We start from the raw sequence: 18,213 nt of genomic DNA, 5'->3' as shown, positions 1-18,213 counted from the left end.
ATGCCTGACACCCTCACCGCGAGCGCGGACACCGCGCGCTCGTTGTACCGCGCCCTTGCCTCGGGGGACACCGAGGCAATCGCAGCGATGCTCACCGCCGATTTCGTCGGAGTGACCGCGGCGGGCCTGCCGCTGGGACTGGGCGGGACCTACCACGGACCCGAGTCGATGATGCGCGACTTCTGGTTTCGTCTCGGCGCAACATTTCGTGCACAGGCCGAACCCGAATCGTTCGACGTCCTCTCCGGCGACCGCTTGCAGGTCACCGGAACCTATCGCGGCACGTGCCGGCCCACCGGCCGTACTCTCGACGCCGCCTTCGTGCACATCCTGACAGTCACCGACGGCCGCATCAGTGCGCTGCACCAGCTGACCGACACCGCGGCCTGGCACGCCGCCCTCGACGGTGCGACGGGTGCTGTCCCGGCGTATCCCGGCCCCACGGTGGATGACCTGGAAACGATCGATTACTCGGTGGCCGACGGCGTCGCTCAGGTCATTCTCAATCGCCCCGACCAGCGCAACGCCATCGATCTACGGATGGGTGAAGAGACCCTCACCGTGGCGCGCGCGATCGCCGCCGACCCTGCCGTGCGCGCTGTGTTGATCGCCGGCAACGGACCGGCCCTGACAGTCGGCGGGGACATCGACTACTTCACCTCGGCCGCCCCCGGCGGATTCGGTGACCTCGCTGAACGGATGACCAGCCCGTTCCACGAGGCCTTCCGCATTCTCGACCGCATCGACGCACCCATCGTCGCCGCCGCACACGGCTCCGTCGCCGGTGGGGGGCTGGGATTCGTCTATGCCGCCGACATCGTCGTCGCCGCCGAAGGCACCATCTTTTCTACTGCGTTCAGCGGTATCGGGCTCTCCGGCGACGGTGGCGGCACCTGGCATCTGCCGCGCATCATTGGCGCGGCGCGCGCCCGACGCATGTACATCGAGAATCTTCGCCTCGACGCGGCCCTCGCCGAACAATGGGGACTCGTCGCCGAGGTCGTTCCGGCTGAGCGGCTCCGCGCACACGCGCTCGAGAAAGCCACCCGACTGGCCGAAGGGCCGACCAAAGCCTTTGGCCGCCAACGCCAATTGCTGCGGGAGACGTGGGACCGCGGTCTGGGAGAACAACTCCGGGCGGAATCCGAAGGCGTCCGGTTCACCGGAAACACCCATGACGCACAACACGCGATCGCTGCGTTTCTCGATAAGACCCGACCCACTTTCGAAGGCAGGTAAGCATCCATGACAGGTCTCATTCACGACTCCGACGAGCACCGCGCCATCCGTGAGAGCGTCGGGGCGATCGCGAAACACTTCGGCCCGCAATACTTTCTGGAACGGGCCCGGAGCGGTGGACACATCGACGAGCTCTGGGCCGAACTCGGCAAGGCCGGTCTTCTCGGCGTTCACCTGCCCGAGGAGTACGGCGGCGGGGGAGGTGGTATGGCCGAGGCCGTGGTGGTCGTTGAGGAACTCTCCGCAAACGGCATGCCCATGCTCATCTGGGTCATCTCCCCAGCGATCTGTGGCAGCATCCTGGCCGCACACGCCGGCGAAGAGATGAAACAGGACTGGCTGCCCGGACTCGCCGACGGCACCCGCAAGATGGCGTTCGGGCTGACCGAACCCGACGCCGGTTCCAACAGCCACAACATCACGACCACCGCCCGGCGCGATGGTGCCGGCTGGGTCATCTCCGGACAGAAGTACTACATTTCCGCGATCGATCAATGCGATGCCGTGCTGCTGATCACCCGCGACGCCGAGAAGTCCACCGACGGCCGAAATGCGTTGTCGATCTTCGTCATCCCAACCGATGCGCCGGGTTTGACGATTCAACAGATCCCCACCTCGATCGTGTCCCCGGACAAGCAGTTCATGGTGTTCCTCGACGAGGTGCGCGTCGGACCCGAGGCACTCGTCGGTGAGGCCGGACAGGGACTGCGGCAAGTATTCAGCGGCCTCAATCCCGAGCGCATCCTGGTCGGCGCGATCTGCGGCGGTGTCGGCCGGTACGCGATCGAAAAGGCCAGCGATTACGCACGAAACCGGAAGGTGTGGTCGACACCCATCGGAGCCCACCAGGGAGTATCACACCCATTGGCCGAGGCGCACGTCAACGTCGAGGTATCGCGACTGGCCACCCGGCACTCGGCGGAACTGGCCGACAACGACTCTCCGGGTGTCGGAGAAGCGGCCAACATCGCGAAGTTCGCCGCGTCGGAAGCCGCCTTGAAGGCGCTCGACCAGGCCATTCAAGTACACGGCGGTAACGGACTCGCCCAGGAGTACGGCCTATCGGATCTGTGGTTCGTGACCCGCCTCATGCGTACCGCGCCGGTCAGTCGGGAGATGGTCCTCAACTTCGTCGCCCAGACTTCCCTCGACCTGCCCCGCTCCTACTGACTCCCATTGGGAGGTGTCAATTCCCTTGATATTTGGAGGATTTTCATGACCAGCAACCCTGACTACGACGCCATCGTGATCGGCGCCGGTGCCGGCGGACTGTTCACCGCCGCGCGATTGGCCAAGAGCGGCTACCGCACCCTGGTCGTCGAGCGCCTCGACAAGGTCGGCGGGCGGGCCTCAACCACCGAGATCGACGGGTTCAAGGTCAACGACGGCGCCATCGTCATCGAGGTCGGCGGGATCACCCAGCAAACCTGCGAAGAGGTCGGCGCCAAGTTCGAGATCCGCGAACCCTCGCCCCCTATCCTGTACCGCATCGGCGGTAAAGATGTCGACGTCACCGGTGGCGGTTGGGGCATGCTGCTGGGCAAACTGACCCGTCAGGGCGCCAAACTCGTCAAGGGTATCGGCGCCGCACGCAATGACTCCGGCCTTCCCGAAGACGAACTGTCGACTGCCGACTGGGTCCGCAAATACACGAAAAACGAAGGCGTACACGGCATCTTCCGCAACATGTGCGCATCGGTGTTCGCCGTGGGGTCCGAAGAACTCCCGGCCCGAGTATTTCTGACCTACTTCACCCGCAAGAGCGCTTTCAAGCGTTTCGGCTTCCACCCCGGGGGCACCATCGGTCTCTGGAACGACCTCGCCGAAGCCTTCGTCGCCCACGGCGGAGATCTGTGGCTGTCGGCCGAAATCACCGGTATCACCACCCAGGACGGAGCGGTCACCGGCGTGACTGTCGTCCGGGACGGAGCCGGAACGGCGGTGACCGCGCCCGTCGTGGTGAGCGACATCGGACCGTACGCAACGCTCGACCTCGCCGGGCGCGAGGCCTTCCCGGCCGCGTACGTCAGCCTCGTCGAACAACGCAACCGCCCGTGCGCCATGATCTCCGTGAACTTCGCCAGCCAGGAGCGCCTGATCGAGGCACCCGGCATGCTCAGCTTTGCCAAGAGTCGTCGCATCGCGTATGTCGCGAACTTCACCGACACGTGCCCGGAGATGGCGCCGGACGGTTGGCACCTCTACGTCGGCACCTCGGTACCCGAGCCGGCCACGGGCGACTTCGACGAAACCGCCGAAACCGAACTGCTGCTTGCCGACCTGCGCGACACGATCCCCGGATTCGACGGCCGGGCCCGCATCCTGTCCACCACCATCACCCGCGACGGATGGCCACCGCAGCGTGCGGTCGCCGGTTTTGACCTCCCGCACACCACTGACATCGCGGGTCTGTGGAACGTCGGCGACGCGGTCAAAGAGTATGCCAACGGCGGGACCACCGCCTGCGCGGAGACCGCCGAACTCGTCGTCAGCGAGATCACCCGCGAATACCCCCGCCCATCATCGTGATTCACCACTACCACCACACCTGAGGAGCTCTCATCATGAAGGTGATCGTCGATTTCGCCAAGTGCACCGGACTCGGTATCTGCGAGTCGCTCGCACCCGAGTTGTTCGAGGTCAACGACGACGGAGAACTGGTGCTACTCAAAGAGGATGTCGATCCCGACGAAGTCCAGTCGGTCGAGGAAGCCGTTGCCGGCTGCCCCACCGAAGCCCTCCGCCTCATCCGCGACTGACAGACCGAGAGGAATCGAGAAACCCATGGCCATCGAGAAACTCGTCGTCGTCGGCGCCTCGCTCGCCGGTCTCCGCGCGGTCGAAGCGGCACGGAAGGCTGGATTCGCCGGCTCGATCACTCTGATCGGTGCCGAAGGGCACCTACCCTACGATCGGCCGCCGCTGTCCAAGGCGTTCCTCGAGCCGGGTTCAGAGGATCTGCCCGCACCATTCTTCCGCGATGAGCAGAAGTTACGCGACGATCTCGCCGTGGATCTAGTCTTGGGCTCGGCGGCAACGGGTTTGGATACGGTTGCCCGGAAGGTGATCGTAGGTGATCGACGGATCGACTATGACGCACTGGTGATCGCCACCGGCTCCACACCCCGAGTACTCCCCGGAACCGAGAACCTCGCCGGGGTGCACATGCTGCGAACCCTCGACGACGCGATAGCGGTGCGCACCGCGCTGACCGGCGGTGCGCGAACCGTTGTGATCGGAGCCGGGTTCATCGGATCCGAAGTTGCCTCCGGCGCGCAGAAACGCGGCGTGGAAGTGACCGTCGTCGAAGCACTCCCCACCCCCTTGGTCCGGGCAGCGGGAGACGAGATGGGTCAGGCGATCGCGTCCCTGCACGAACTCAACGGCACCGAATTGCGTTGTGGCGTCGGAGTATCGGAGATCGCTGGGGACGGTCGGGTCGAACGTGTCGTGCTGGCCGACGGGAGCGTCATCGAGGCAGATCTGGTCGTGGTGGGGGTCGGGGTCACCCCCGCCACCGACTGGCTCGCCGACTCGGGTGTCCCGTTGGACAACGGCATCGTCTGCGACGAGACACTCTGGACCGGTGTGCCTGGCGTCTATGCCGCCGGAGATGTCGCCAACTGGTTCAATCCGGTGCTCGGAGAACGTCAGCGCATGGAGAACTGGACCGCGGCCGCCGAACAAGGTGCCGCCGCGGCACGCAACGCACTGGACCCGGATAACGCCACCCCCTATGGCACGGTGCCGTACTTCTGGTCGGACTGGTACGACGTCCGCATCCAGTTCGTCGGATCGCCCGACGCCGACGAGGTTCTGCTGGTTGATGGAGATCCGACTGGCGACACGGCATGGGTAGCGCTCTATCGACGCGGCGATCGGCTCATCGGCGCGCTCACGGTCAACGGCCAGTCGGTGATCATGAAGTACCGAGTGATGATCAAGAAGAGTGCCTCGTGGACCGAGGCGCTCGCTTTCGCCGAGACCCGCAAGGCCAAATCTCAGACCCTGACCGCCGCCGGCCGATGACCACCGTGCAAGCGCGCCCACCGCACAGTGTGTTGAGGATGAATTAGAATCCGGCCATGGCGTCACAGAAGACCAAATCTCGGGCCGCCGCGAACTCCAGCGACGGACCAGCAGCGAAGTCCGCGCGTACACGGGCCCGCATCCTCGATGCCGCGGCCGTGGTGTTGAGCCGCAAAGGCTACGCGGGCATGCGGTTGACCGATGTCGCCGAGGTTGCCGAGGTACAGGCGCCCGCGATCTACTACTACTTCGACTCCCGCGAGAACCTCATCGAGGAGGTCATGTGGGTGGGCATCGCCGACATGCGCGAACATGTGGTTGCCATCCTCGACGAACTCCCGGACGGCACAGACTCGCTCGAACGCATCCTCGTCGCCGTGGAAGCACACCTGCGCCACGAACTGGAGATCTCCGCCTACACGACGGCATCGATCCGCAACTCGGGTCAGGTCCCCGATCACATCCGCAAACGCCAAGTGGCCGAAGAGGCCAAATACGGACGGGTGTGGCGACAGTTGATCCGCAACGCTTACGACGATGGAACCATCCGTCAAGATCTCGACCTCTACATCACGCAGATGCTCGTCCTCGGATCACTGAACTGGGCCGCAGAATGGTGGAATCCCCGACGAGGGAGCGTGGAAAAGGTCGTCAAGAACGCCCAGAGCTTTGTCCGTGATGCGCTGACCGGGGCCTCCCCGCGGTGACCAAACACTCATTCGCGGCCAGTCAGTCGCAGCAACCGCGCAGGATCAAAGGTCTGATGTGGAGCCATCACACGGAGAGCCCACCGCAGGAGGACGCCTTGTCGGTCGGAACCTCGGGTTGTGCCCGACGTTCCGGTGTCCGGAACGTCACCGTCGGGTCAGCGCACTGACCGCCTGAAAGTACTGGAACAGCGACACCGCGACGCCATTCGATGCCGGACGACTGCACGCTGGCTGAGTAGTTCCTCACGCATCGCCTTCGCGCGCGTCGAGCCACCGCGGCGCCGATTGCTGGTTGGTGCACGGTGGAACATCTACGTGCAGACACCGCGACGCGCAGCGCCAGACTCCCCATCGCTTGCGGATCGTCGACTATTCGTCGCCCCACTTGCGCGAGTACCTCCGCGTCCGCAGACCTCTGATCCGGTCGCAAGGCTCGCCGTGGACGTGGGAGACCAGCAGGGGCGCGGGATTCTGCGGTGCGGACCTCACACGCGTGCCATTGTTCGGGTCGATCCATGTCCGGTGGCGGTGGTACGGAGGCCTGCCTACTTGCGCCGGTGCCCAGTGAGTTGCATTGTCTGCGACGGCAGCGTGCCGAATCGCTCGCGGTAGAGCTGAGAGAAGCGCCCGAGGTGGTAGAAGCCCCATCGTGTCGCGATGTCGCTGACGTGTTCGTCGGTGTTGCTGAGCAGATCGTCCCGCACTCGCCGCAAGCGAACTTCGCGCAGGTACTCCATCGGGCTGACACCCAGTTCCTTCCGGAACCCGACCTGAAGCGCGCGAGCACCGATGTGGACCTCACGGGCCAGGTCCACGACGGTCCAGGGCTCTGCCGCCCGGCCTTCCAGCAGTTGAGCGGCTTGTCGGACATAGTTTCGGCCTGAGCCGGGCTGCTCTGCGTGCAGTACATCACTGAAGTTGTGGCGCGTGGTGAGCAGCATCTGGGTCAGCACGTACGACTCGAGCTGACTCAGCGCGGTGCGGGCGGCCACGCTGCCGGCCGCATCGATACTCGCGTACTGGTTGCGCGGGTGTGTGACGGCGGCCAGCAGGCTCCGACCTTGCTCGCCGAGAAGATCGAAGGTGAGGTCGAAGCGCAGCCGGCCGCATGGTTGTCCGAGGATGGCTGTGAGCTGCTCGTTGAGCGAGCGATCTGGCAGCTTGAGACAGTACTGGATCGCGTCCGGACTCCATCGGACCTGATACGCATCGTCAGGATTGAATGCTCCGCCGGATGAGCGACCACTCGTGATCGCGGCCCGACCGCCCTGCCGGATCTGAGTGTTGCCGGTCAGGGTCAGATTGACGTGGTAGCAGGATTCCATTGCCGGGCAGACTAACTCGCTGTCGGCGCCGTAGGTGACGTGCCCGAATGTGATCCGGGAGGTCTCGAAGTGGGCCATCTTGAACCCGAGTTGGGGTCCGTCGTGGGTGACGAGCTGGTGCGGGATGTAGACGTTCTCGATGTGGGCGCGAGCATCCTCGAGGTCAGTTGCTTCGAGCAGGGGGAGTCGTGCTCGAATCGTCTCACTTGTCTTTGTGCTCATCGCCCATCCTCGCGCGCCTGTGACTGCAGTCACATGGTGATTCACCCCCATCATGGGCATTCACCGGCTGCCATGTCCATGGCGGCGGAGGTCCGGCACGCTTTTCGTTCGCTTTCTGGACAGTCTCAGCCTTGACGGCTGAGGTGTGGGAAACCTCCCGCCTTGGGCATCAGGCTCGGAACGGGGTGGGCCAGGTGAGTGGCGAGAAAGTCGGCGATGTCCGGTAGCGCTTCCGCATCCCAGCCAGTGCGGTAACCGCTGCGGTCCAGTAGGTACAGCAGGTCCTCGGTGGCGATGTTGCCCGTGGCATTCGGCGCGAACGGGCAGCCGCCGATGCCACCCGCGCTCGCATCCAGGGTTCGGATTCCGGCGTCCAACGCGGCGACAGCATTCGCATATCCGGTGTTGCGCGTGTTGTGGAAATGGAACCGGAGTCGGTCCGGGGACCACAGAGGCGCCACGGCGGACACGAGATCTAGTACCTGGTCGGGTACACCAACGCCGACGCTGTCGGCCAAGCACAGTTCGTCCGTGTGCACATCCGCGGCGGCCGCGGCGAGCGACGCAACACGCTCGCGGTGAATCTCTCCCTCGAGCACACAGCCAAACGCCGTGGCGATGGTGACCGTCGTGAAGAGACCTGCGGTTCGGGCGCGGGCGACAACATCCTGTGCGGCCGCCATGGCGTCCTCCGCGCTGACGTTCTGATTACGGCGGCTGAACAAGTCGCTGGCGCACACGACGACGTTGACCTCGTCGATGCCGCAGTCCATTGCACGCTCAAGTCCCCGGCGGTTTAGCACCAGGCCCGCATACGACACGCCCGGTCGACGAGGTACGGCGGCCATGACAGCTTCTGCTCCGGCCATCGCCGGCACGAGACGCGGGTGCGCGAATGACACCGCCTCGATGCGAGAGGCTCCCGCCTCGACAAGCCGTGTGATGAGGTCCACCCGTTCGGCCACCGAGAGGTGGACGTCCTCGTTCTGCAGTCCGTCTCGCGGTGACACCTCCACTACTGACACGTCGTTCACGTTGGGCACCTTTCGATTACGTGCACGCTCAGCTGCGCGCCAACTGCCGTCAGGTAATCACGCGCTCTCGGATGCAGTCGAGAGTCGGGTCCCAATGGCATTGGGATCATTCGCGATCGGGATAAGCGATGTGCGTGTGACGGATAGCTCAGTTATGACCACCGACACAGACTGGTGTGCACCGACGAGGACACGGCTCCACCTCAGTCCGAGCCGACCCGGCATTCCACAGAAGGAGTGACAATGACCCACAATGTCGAAGTTCGTTCTCCAGTACTCCAAACCCATAACCCGCAGCGGCCCAGAGAGTTCCGCGACGTGCTGAGCCGATTCGCCACTGGCCTCACCGTGGTGTCAGCGATCACGGAGCAGGGTCCGGCAGGGTTCACCTGCCAGTCGTTCTCGGCGCTCTCGCTCGAGCCGCCGCTGATCACCATCTGCCCGTCGAACACATCCACCACATGGCCGCGGATCGCTCCCGGCGAGCGGTTCTGCGTCAACGTTCTCGGTGCCACGGCCCAGGCGTTGAGCTCACAGTTCGCAACGTCGGGCATCGACAAGTTCAACGAGGTTCAATGGAATCCGGCGCCCTCTGGTTCGCCCGTACTGGCCGCCGCTGTCGCGTGGTTCGACTGCGCGGTCGCACAGATCCACCCCGGCGGTGACCACCAGATTGTCGTCGCTCACGTGTCGGCAATGGGCGCGGTGGGTTCCGACGACGACCCGCTGATCTTCCATCGTGGCAGCTACGCCCGACTTCTCAATGACGTATCCCCTTGATTCCCTGAGCAATTCCCGACCGGCAAGAGCACGACAGTAACAAGCACCCACAACGCAAAGGAACAACCATGTCACGTCTGCACGAGAAGAGGGTCCTCATCACCGGGGCAAATGGAGGTCAGGGGCAGGTGGCCTGCCAGACCTTCGCGGAGGAGGGAGCGCGCGTCATCGCGACCGATCTCGACGTCGCCGTCGGCGCCGACCTCCAGAAATCATTGCGCGACAAAGGGCTTGATGTCACTTTCGTCGCGTCAGACCTCGCCGACAGCGACGGCGTCGACGCACTCCGTGACGCGGTCGCGGACGCGTTCGGAGCGTTGGATGTCCTCTATGCGAACCATGGGATCATTCTCGGCAGCCCGCTCACAGAAACCACCGAGGAGCAGTGGGACCACGTTCAGTGCGTCAACCTGAAGAGCGTCTTCCTCCTCACCAAAGCTCTGGCACCACTGATGGCGAACCGGGGTGCCTCGATCATCAATGTGTCCTCGGTCGGTGGTCTGACCGTGTTCGCCAACATGTCGGCGTACGGTGCCGCGAAAGCGGGGGTCGCCATGTTCACGAAGTGCGCCGCAGTCGATCTCGCGAACCTCGACATTCGCGTCAACGCCATCTGCCCGGGAGTCATCGACACCCCGATGCCACGAAACTTCATCGGCACGCTTCCGGGCAAGCCCGCCGTAGAGTCCGTCATGCAAGAGTTCGCCGACGGCGCCGTCCTGGGACGGCTCGGCCGGCCCGAGGAAATCGTCAGCCTCGCACTGTATCTCGCCAGCGACGAGTCCACCTTCATGACCGGTTCCGTGATCACCGCCGACGGCGGCTGGTCGCTCGTCTGACCACGAGGAGTAAATCGATGTCGAATACCATCACCCATCAATCGCTGACCGCGCAGGCAGTCACCGAGCTGATCCAGGCGGCGGTGGCCGCCGCATCTGAACACGGAAAGCCCATGTCGATCGCGGTGACCGACACCGCGGGCAATCTCCAGGGATTTCTCCGCATGGATGGCGCTCCCTTGCTCAGCCTTCAGCTCGCTCAGGACAAAGCCTGGACCGCTTCGTCTTTCGGCATCTCCACCGATCAGTGGCATGAGTTCATCAAGAGTGATCCGCCGCTGGCCGCCGGCATCCCCACCGTCCCGAGGCTGGTGACCTTCGGGGGCGGCTACCCGATCCACATCGACGGCGACCTTGTCGGCGCACTGGGCATCAGCGGTGGTCACTACACCGACGACATGACCGTGGCCGAAGCGGCGATCAAAGCCCTTGGGCTGTAACCTCTTCAACGATTGGAAATCTGACATGACACTGACCAACGACACTCGCAACGATGAGGTCGCCGAGTACCGCGCCCAGCACGTCCCCCTCTACAACCAGCAGAAACTGAAGCTCGGTTTGTTCGGCACGAACGTCAGCAACGGTCTCACGATGACCGAGGCGGAGACCACATTCCGTCCGACGTGGGAGCAGAACACCGCGATCACGCTGGCAGCTGACCGGCTCGGCTTCGAACTCACCGTTCCGGTAGCGCGGTGGCGAGGCTTCGGCGGCGCCATCGACTTCAACGGTGAATGCCTGGAAACCTACACCTGGGCCGCCGGTCTCGCCGAAGCCACGGAGAACATCATGATCTTCGCGACGACTCACGTTCCGACCGTTCACCCCGTCGTCGCTGCCAAAATGGCAGCGACCATCGACCACATCTCCGGCGGAAGGTTCGGACTCAACGCAGTGATGGGCTGGTTCGTCCCGGAATGGAGATGTTCGGCGGCAGCCAACGACAGCACGACGACCGCTACGCCTTCGGCGATGAATGGATGAGCGTCGTCAAACATCTGTGGACCGAGCCCGACGCCTTCGACTTCGAGGGAGAGTACTTCACGGTCCGGGAGGCGCAGGCTCAACCCAAGCCCGTGCAGCGGCCAGGTCCGGTCCTCGTCAACGCGGGCAATTCGCCGGCCGGAATGGCGTTCTCGGCCAAGCACGTTGACTTCAACTTCGCGACTGTCGACACCCTTGAGAACGCATCCTCCTATGCGACAACCGTCCGAGAGCTCGCGCGAACGGAGTATCACCGCCAGATCGGGTTGATGACCTACGCGTTCGTCATCTGTCGCGACACCGAAGCTGAGGCAAACGAGGTCAAGGAAGCGATCATCGACGCCGGCGACAGGGAAGGCGCCAACAACCTGATGTCGATCCTCGGGATGCAGAGCGAGTCGTATGCGTCGCAATTGCGCCAATTCCAAGAACGATTCATCCTCGGCTACGGCGGCTACCCGATCATCGGAACCCCCGAACAGGTCGTCGACGAACTGGGCGCGCTATCGGCCACCGGCATGGACGGCGTGATCGTCGGATTCCTCGACTACGAGCGAGAACTCGCCCAGTTCGGCGAGAAGGTCATGCCACTGCTCGTCGAGGCCGGACTCCGATGCTGACATCGACCCGCGCCGCGCTCGACGGCATCCGCGTCGTCGAGATGGGCCAACTACTTGCCGGACCTTTCTGCGGTCAACTGCTCGGCGACTTCGGTGCCGAGGTGATCAAGATCGAACCCCCGAACGTCGGCGATCCGCTACGGGAATGGGGTCGCGCGAAATCCGGTGGCAAGTCGCTCTGGTGGCCCATTGTCGCGCGCAACAAGAAATCGGTCACCGTGGACCTGAGAACCGCTGAGGGACAGAACATTGTCCGTCGACTTCTGGATGGTGCCGACGTGCTGCTCGAGAACTTCCGCCCCGGTACGCTCGAACGGTGGGGACTCTCTCCGGAGTCGCTCTGGCAGATCAATCCGCGGCTGATCATCGTGCGTGTCACCGGTTTTGGCCAGACTGGGCCGTACTCCTCGCGCGCGGGATACGGCGCGATCGGGGAGGCGATGGGAGGTTTACGCTACATCACCGGCGATCCCGATCGCCCGCCCTCACGTACGGGCATCAGCATCGGAGACTCCCTCGCCGCGGTCTATGCCGCACTGGGCGCATTGGCAGCTCTGCGGGCCCGTGAACACACCGGGCGCGGACAAGTCGTGGACTCGGCCATCTATGAGGCAGTGCTCGCCATGACCGAGTCGCTCGTCAGCGAGTGGGATAGCGTTGGGTATCAGCGTGAACGAACCGGTGCGGTCCTTCCCAATGTCGCTCCCAGCAACGTGTACCCGACGGCCGACGGCGCTGACATCCTCATCGCGGCCAACCAAGACACCGTGTTTCGGCGTCTTGCCAAGCTCATGAGCCGTCCCGAACTCGCCGACGACGAACGCTATCGTGACCACAACGCACGCGGCAGCAACCAGGGCGAACTCGACGCGCTCATCGGCGAGTGGACAGCCACGCTCAACGCTGAGGCGCTGCTGGCAGACCTGGACGCAGCGGGGGTGCCGGCGGGAAGGATCTATCGAGCCGCAGATATGCTGGACGACAAACACTTTCAAGCACGAGAAGCCATCGCACGAGTGCCCCATCCCGAACTCGGCGATGTCGCCATGCAGAACGTATTCCCGAAGCTCTCCGAAACTCCGGGACGAATCCGCTGGTCCGGAGCGGAATTGGGCGAGCACACCAACGAAGTACTTGCCGATCTGGGTCTGACCGACCAGGACATTGCGGAGCTACACGAGGCAGGCATTGTCTGAGGAGCTGTCATGTTGATAACTGTCAATGGAGTCAACGACATTGATGTCCACGACGACAGATCGGGCCGGCTCTCACTGATGGCGCACTCAGCACTCCAACCGTACCTGGCCGGAATCCTCCGAATAGCGTCGATCTCGGCGTCGCCACTGACCGATCTCACCGAGACATGGGTGCGAGTTGCATGGCTTGAATCTCAATCATTGCGGACAGGGACCGACCTGGAACTTGCGGAAGTCCTTGACGTTGCGCGGTCAATCGGTCGTCTGCGAGACGGTGGGACCGCGGTGCGGGCGGAAGTCCTCTACACCGAGCGGCCGACCCGATTGCTGGTGCTCGGAACCTGTGTGGACCGGGACGCGCCACCATCGCCCATGGCGGGTCGTCGGGGATCTGGTGGGGCACCGGACGCTGAACTGCACCATCGGCGCACATCGCTGGTAGTCCCTGGAGCCCTGGCCCGAGATGCCGAGGCATGAGGCCATGCGCTTGGGACCGAACGCGTTTGGGGGAATGAGGCGCGCTCGGCTCGGGGATGGGCCCGATGCAAGAACCGTGGCGGCCGTGGCCGCGACTGTGTGGCCGGCATCCTCGGGTGAGAGCGGTGAGAACACCCATGTGGCCTCATGGGAATCTCCTTGAGCACCTGCATGATTCGTAGTCGTGCTCCAGATAGTCGGCTGCATCCGGGCCAGGAGCTGACGTTCGTCGGCGATCCGTTCTCGGGTTCGGTCGATGAGATCGGCGACCATCCTCGACGTGAGAAGTCCGGATCGTCTTGCGCGCCCTTGACCTCCGGGAGGGTGAGGCCAAGGGTGTGTGTCACACAGCCGGTCACGTGCGCCGTTGCTTCTCGCCGAAGAACTCCGAAAGCGCGGACGCTACCGATGCCGGCTCACCGTTGACGGCCATGACCGCCACCGTTCGTCCGGCAAAGCACGTGGTGCGACCGCACACGCCTGCCCAGGTGAAAGTGACCGAGGTGGTTCCCGCAGCGGAGATGTCGATCCAGACGTCGATGGCGTCGCCGTGGGCCGCAGGCGCGGGGTAGTCGATCTCGACTCGACGACGCGGAAAGGTCGGCTCGAGGCCCAGGGTTCGGAGCAGGGCGTGTTCGGCGCGCTCGGCCCAGAGAAGAGCGTTGGACGCGTGCGCGTAGCCGCCCATGTCCGAGTCCGCATACTCGACGCGGACCCGTTCTATGTGGTGGGGCAGGTCATCGCGGCGGTCGTCGGGAGAGTCGGTGACCATTCGGGCCCGTCTCCTGCAGTGTCGTCAGTAGGGAAAGGCGTTCACAGGTCATCAGATAACGCCTGCTCGAGTTCGGCGAGTTGCTCTCTGACCGATTCGATGATGCGCAGCGGGCCACCGGTCGGCTCGGCGGCCGGATCCGGGTCGATCACCGTGCGTATCGCCATGTCGGCGAGTTGAGCGGCGATGCGGTCCTCGTCGTCGCGGTCGCCGGGGTGATACCACCAGGCGATCCAGTTGAGCATGCCGATGATGCCGAGTGCTGCGACGCGCGAGTCGCAGGGGCGGAAGATCCGCGCAACCTGGCCTTCGTCGATCACCTCGATCAACTCGCGCAGCACGGCGCGACGACGCTCGCGGTAGGAGTCGACGACGGCCGGCGGCAGGTCGTTCTCCGAGGAGATCAACAACCGGAACCGGTCGGGGCCGGACATGGTCTGTTCGGCCATCGCACGACACATCGCCCGCAGCCGGACGTCGGGCGGGTCCGCGGAATCGGCGTTGATCCTGTGCAGCACTTCCGCCGAATGCCCGGCGATCTCGGCGATGAGCTTCTCGATGAGCTCGTCCTTGTTCGAGATGTAGTGATAGAGCGCCGGTCGGGTCAGCCCGGTCGCCGCCGCGATGTCCTGCAGCGTCGTCCGGGCATAACCCTTCGAGGCGAAGAGCGCGAACGCCTGATCAAGAATCTGCCGTTCGACCAGTTCACGCCGCGCAGTCGAGCGCCCAGCGGTGACTTCCCGTGCGTCGGTCATAGCAGAAGCGTAGGCCCTCAGGTCAGATGAACCAGGTCCACGCGGCCGGCGGCCAGTGCGGCCGCAGCATCCTCGGACGCACTCTCCGGGACCTCGACGACGACCAGCCCGGAACCGGTGTCGCAGAGTCGGCCTGCCAGCGCCAATCGGGTGAGCACCGAATCCCGGTCGGAGTTCCCACGTAGCCAGGTGGTTTCCGCATCGGCGAGATCGCCGATCACGCGATCAGCATCCTCGGCCCACTCCAGCTCGACGTCGACGTCGACCGTCGCCGCGGCAAGATCGGCGGCAAGCTCGGCGTCGACACGACGGTCGGCAAACCTGTGCCCATTGCGGGTCAGCGGCCGGCTGAGCACCCACTCGACCACGTCCGCCGAACCCGGAACCTGCTCGACGTCGACGCCGGCGTAGTCGGCCAGCCCACGACGCGCCACGTCCGGAGCGGAGTCCGCGAAGCGCGCAAGGGACACCTTTCCGGCGCGCGTCATGTAGTTGATCATCAGCTGATCCACCGGGAGTGCCATCCGGGTGTCGAACGACTCCCACCACCCCATGCTGCGTGCGGCAATGCCCTGCAGGTACTCGGCGTCGGGCCGTCGCCGGGTTTCATACTGCGCCAACGCCTCTGGGAGGGTGCCGCACTCGTTGAGCGCGTCGTCGAGCGCGATCGCGTCCTCCATCGCCAGCTTGGTGCCGGAACCGATCGAGTAGTGCGCGGTGTGCACCGCGTCGCCGAGGAGCGCCACGTTGCCCGTGTACCAGCGGTCGCACGAGATGGTGCGAAAACGCATCCAGCGGGTACGATTACCGATCAGCTGGTGGCCGTCGAGCTCTTTCGCGAATGCCGCGGAGAGGTAACGCAGCGAGGTCTCGTCGCTGTCGGCCGGGCCGGTCTGTTCGGTGCTGACGTCGAAGCCGGCGTTGCGCCACGTCTCGTCGTCGGTCTCGATCAGGAAGGTGCTGCGGTCGGCGGCGTATGGGTAGGCATGCGCGACGAAGGTGCCGTGCTCGGTGGTGACCGGCGTGAAGACCGCGGCCGGGAGCGCGAAATCGGTGCCGCACCAGAGGTACAGCCCCTTCCCGGTCTCGATCCGCACCCCGAGTTCGTCGGCGTGGCGAGTCCGGACCGCACTGTTGATACCGTCGGCGGCGACGATGAGGTCCGCCTCGACGTCGGCGTCCGTGCGCCGGTCGCCGTAGATGAGCTTGCATCCTGCGGCTTCGGCGTGTCGCTGCAGCACAGCCAGCAGCGTTGCCCGGCCCACACCGAGCAGCGCGCCGTGGGCCAGCCGCGCCTCGTCGTCGCCGACGCGCATCGACATGTCGTGCGGATGGGCGACGGCGATGATCTCGGCCAGCGAGTCAGGGTCGGCGTCGTTCAGATTGCGCTGGGTCCGTGACGCCAGCCCGACACCGAAGCCGAACGTCTTGTCCGGCTCGCCTTGCTCGTAGACCGTGACCTCGGCGTCCGGATGGCTGCGCTTGAGCAGTCGCGCGGCGTACAGTCCGCCCGGACCGCCGCCGATAACCGCGATGGAGTCGAGTTTCATCTGTTGGTTCCGATCTTCTCGTTGATATCCGCCCGCAACGTCACCTTGTTGACCTTGCCGACGTTGGTCCGGGGCAGCTCGGACACCCACACCAGCCGTTCCGGCCATTTGAATTTCGCGACACCCAGCGCGTCGAAGTACTGCTGCACCTCGGCCATCGACAACTCGCGGCCGTCCGCCGCGACGAGGTATGCGCAGGTCTTCTCGCCCAGCCGTGGATCGGGCATACCGACGACGGCGACGTCGGCCACGCTCGGATGGCTCAGCAGCAGCTTCTCCACCTCTTCGGCGTTGACCTTCTCCCCGCCGCGGTTGATCACGTCCTTCATCCGGCCCTCGATCGACACATATCGGCCGCCATCGATGACCTGCACCGCCGCGAGGTCGCCGGTGCGGTAGAAGCCATCGGAGGTGAAGGCGCGGGCGTTGTGCTCGGGTGCGTCGAAGTAGCCGCTGATGGTGTAAGGCCCGCGACAGGCGAGCTCTCCGACCATGCCGTCGGGCAGTTCGGTTTCCGACTGCGGATCGAGGATCCGGTACTCGTCGGTCTGCGCGATGGGCGTGCCGACGGTCGTCAGCCGGGCGAGCCGCGGCGAGTCCAGTGGGGACGCCAGGAACATGCCCTCACCCATGCCGAACATCTGCCCTGCCCAGCGGACGTCGTCGTCGACCCGCTGGAAGAGGGCCTCGGGCACTTTGGCCCCGGACAGCACCGACCTGCGCAACGACTCGCGCGCCGGTGCGAACTCGTCGAGCATGAGCGCCTGGTAGTGCCCGTGCCCGAACAGGGCGACGGTGGCCCCGACCCGCGCCATCAGCTCGAATGCGGGAATCGGAGCCGGGTCGGCCAGCACCAGCGCCGCACCGACGGCATGGGCGGCGTGCAGTGCGCACGACACGCCCGCGTTGTGGGTGAGCGGAATCAGGTGCGCGACTTTGTCTTCCGATGTCCAGCCCAGCCGCTCGGCATAGAGCCGGGCGTTGTCCCAGTACTCGGCGTGCAGTCGCGGGATCACCTTGGGCACTCCGGTGGTGCCGCCCGACAGCTGGAACACCGCGACGTCCAGTGGATCGATCCCGCTCTCGATGTCCTCGACGAGTCGGCGCGCCTGCGCCGGATCGATGTCTGCGCCCAGATCCTCGATGCGGTATCGACCGTCGGCGGCCGACTCCTCACCGACCGTGAGGGTGATCTCCATCGTCGGGCACTTCTCGCGCACCTCACCGGCGAAGGCGACTAGATCGAACTTCGTGTTCGCCTCCACCACATGCGCTCGTGCGCCGACCGCACGGCTGATGTGCCCGATCTCGTGCATGCGGTGCGCGGCGAGGGTTGCCACCGGGATCAGACCCGCCTTGAGGCAGCCGTACCAGGCCAAGACCGTCTCGGCGCGGTTGGTCACCTGGAAGATCACCGGATCCCGCGGCCGAAGACCCAACCGGGCCAGCCCGGCAGCGATCCGATCGGTACGCCGATCGAGTTCCTCATAGGAGTACTCGGTCGACGCCGTGATCACGGCGGGCCGATCGGCGAAGCGCTGCGCACTCTCGTGCAGCCGGCGGGTGAGCGGGTCCTCGCTCCACTCGCCGGCGGCACGATAGCGAGCACGCAACTCTTCTTGCGGCAACACCCGGCGGTCGCCCCAAAAGTCCTGCGTCACACCAATATCCTTGTCTCGTC

18 protein-coding genes are annotated in these 18,213 nt (G+C 64.8%); 12 read left to right on the top strand and 6 right to left on the bottom strand.

Annotated elements, in window-relative coordinates; genetic code table 11:
* From ACWDTI_RS10280 to ACWDTI_RS10255, 6 genes are read left to right on the top strand one after another with little or no spacing between them, the layout of a single operon-like run.
* The gene (locus ACWDTI_RS10280) at positions 1-1,239 is read left to right on the top strand and encodes an enoyl-CoA hydratase-related protein (RefSeq protein ID WP_449737966.1); all 1,239 of its coding nucleotides are present in this window, start codon (positions 1-3) and stop codon (positions 1,237-1,239) included.
* Positions 1,240-1,245: 6 nt separating this feature from the next.
* Complete coding sequence (locus ACWDTI_RS10275; protein ID WP_449737965.1) at positions 1,246-2,409, top strand: acyl-CoA dehydrogenase family protein; 1,164 nt, start codon at positions 1,246-1,248, stop codon at positions 2,407-2,409.
* A 45-nt stretch (positions 2,410-2,454) separates the two neighbouring features.
* A complete protein-coding gene (locus tag ACWDTI_RS10270) occupies positions 2,455-3,768 on the top strand; it encodes a phytoene desaturase family protein (protein ID WP_449737964.1) in 1,314 nt (437 codons plus the stop codon).
* Positions 3,769-3,803: 35 nt separating this feature from the next.
* Positions 3,804-3,998 carry a ferredoxin gene (locus ACWDTI_RS10265; protein ID WP_449737963.1) on the top strand — a complete coding sequence of 65 codons (195 nt, stop codon included), beginning with the start codon at positions 3,804-3,806 and terminating at the stop codon, positions 3,996-3,998.
* A 25-nt stretch (positions 3,999-4,023) separates the two neighbouring features.
* A complete protein-coding gene (locus tag ACWDTI_RS10260) occupies positions 4,024-5,268 on the top strand; it encodes an NAD(P)/FAD-dependent oxidoreductase (RefSeq protein WP_449737962.1) in 1,245 nt (414 codons plus the stop codon).
* Between the two features lie 56 nt (positions 5,269-5,324).
* Positions 5,325-5,975, top strand: coding sequence for a TetR/AcrR family transcriptional regulator (locus tag ACWDTI_RS10255; RefSeq protein WP_449737961.1), 651 nt, complete (start codon positions 5,325-5,327; stop codon positions 5,973-5,975).
* 548 nt (positions 5,976-6,523) lie between these two features.
* Here ACWDTI_RS10255 and ACWDTI_RS10250 read toward each other — a convergent pair.
* Together ACWDTI_RS10250 and ACWDTI_RS10245 are read right to left on the bottom strand one after the other, a co-directional pair.
* Entirely contained in the window at positions 6,524-7,525 is a 1,002-nt protein-coding gene (locus tag ACWDTI_RS10250; protein ID WP_449737960.1) for an AraC family transcriptional regulator, read from the bottom strand.
* Between the two features lie 125 nt (positions 7,526-7,650).
* A complete protein-coding gene (locus tag ACWDTI_RS10245; RefSeq protein ID WP_449737959.1) occupies positions 7,651-8,559 on the bottom strand; it encodes a hydroxymethylglutaryl-CoA lyase in 909 nt (302 codons plus the stop codon).
* Between the two features lie 243 nt (positions 8,560-8,802).
* Between ACWDTI_RS10245 and ACWDTI_RS10240 the strand changes: the two genes are divergently transcribed.
* The 6 genes from ACWDTI_RS10240 (at position 8,803) to ACWDTI_RS10215 (ending at position 12,978) form a co-directional block, all read left to right on the top strand.
* The gene (locus ACWDTI_RS10240; RefSeq protein WP_449738050.1) at positions 8,803-9,339 is read left to right on the top strand and encodes a flavin reductase family protein; all 537 of its coding nucleotides are present in this window, start codon (positions 8,803-8,805) and stop codon (positions 9,337-9,339) included.
* Between the two features lie 68 nt (positions 9,340-9,407).
* Positions 9,408-10,178 carry an SDR family NAD(P)-dependent oxidoreductase gene (locus ACWDTI_RS10235; protein ID WP_449737958.1) on the top strand — a complete coding sequence of 257 codons (771 nt, stop codon included), beginning with the start codon at positions 9,408-9,410 and terminating at the stop codon, positions 10,176-10,178.
* 17 nt (positions 10,179-10,195) lie between these two features.
* Complete coding sequence (locus ACWDTI_RS10230) at positions 10,196-10,618, top strand: GlcG/HbpS family heme-binding protein (RefSeq protein WP_449737957.1); 423 nt, start codon at positions 10,196-10,198, stop codon at positions 10,616-10,618.
* A gap of 25 nt (positions 10,619-10,643) precedes the next feature.
* Positions 10,644-11,162 carry an LLM class flavin-dependent oxidoreductase gene (locus ACWDTI_RS10225; RefSeq protein ID WP_449737956.1) on the top strand — a complete coding sequence of 173 codons (519 nt, stop codon included), beginning with the start codon at positions 10,644-10,646 and terminating at the stop codon, positions 11,160-11,162.
* Positions 11,102-11,782 carry an LLM class flavin-dependent oxidoreductase gene (locus ACWDTI_RS10220; RefSeq protein WP_449737955.1) on the top strand — a complete coding sequence of 227 codons (681 nt, stop codon included), beginning with the start codon at positions 11,102-11,104 and terminating at the stop codon, positions 11,780-11,782. The genes ACWDTI_RS10225 and ACWDTI_RS10220 overlap by 61 nt, the downstream gene beginning before the upstream one ends.
* On the top strand, positions 11,776-12,978 hold the full coding sequence (locus ACWDTI_RS10215) for a CaiB/BaiF CoA transferase family protein (RefSeq protein WP_449737954.1): 1,203 nt from the start codon (positions 11,776-11,778) through the stop codon (positions 12,976-12,978). The genes ACWDTI_RS10220 and ACWDTI_RS10215 overlap by 7 nt, the downstream gene beginning before the upstream one ends.
* Before the next feature lie 832 nt (positions 12,979-13,810).
* On the opposite strand, the gene ACWDTI_RS10210 is transcribed toward ACWDTI_RS10215, so the two are convergent.
* The 4 genes from ACWDTI_RS10210 to ACWDTI_RS10195 are packed head-to-tail and all read right to left on the bottom strand — an operon-like array spanning position 13,811 to position 18,193.
* Positions 13,811-14,227 (bottom strand): acyl-CoA thioesterase, encoded by a 417-nt coding sequence (locus ACWDTI_RS10210; RefSeq protein WP_449737953.1) that lies wholly within the window; start codon positions 14,225-14,227, stop codon positions 13,811-13,813.
* 41 nt (positions 14,228-14,268) lie between these two features.
* Entirely contained in the window at positions 14,269-14,982 is a 714-nt protein-coding gene (locus ACWDTI_RS10205; RefSeq protein ID WP_449737952.1) for a TetR/AcrR family transcriptional regulator, read from the bottom strand.
* A gap of 17 nt (positions 14,983-14,999) precedes the next feature.
* Positions 15,000-16,532 carry an FAD-dependent monooxygenase gene (locus ACWDTI_RS10200; protein ID WP_449737951.1) on the bottom strand — a complete coding sequence of 511 codons (1,533 nt, stop codon included), beginning with the start codon at positions 16,530-16,532 and terminating at the stop codon, positions 15,000-15,002.
* Positions 16,529-18,193 carry a (2,3-dihydroxybenzoyl)adenylate synthase gene (locus ACWDTI_RS10195; RefSeq protein WP_449737950.1) on the bottom strand — a complete coding sequence of 555 codons (1,665 nt, stop codon included), beginning with the start codon at positions 18,191-18,193 and terminating at the stop codon, positions 16,529-16,531. Before ACWDTI_RS10195 ends, ACWDTI_RS10200 begins: the two co-directional genes overlap by 4 nt.
* Positions 18,194-18,213: the final 20 nt, after the last annotated feature.

The sequence above is a fragment of the Gordonia sp. NPDC003424 genome, assembly GCF_053588655.1.
This window is presented reverse-complemented; position numbering and strand designations above follow the sequence as displayed.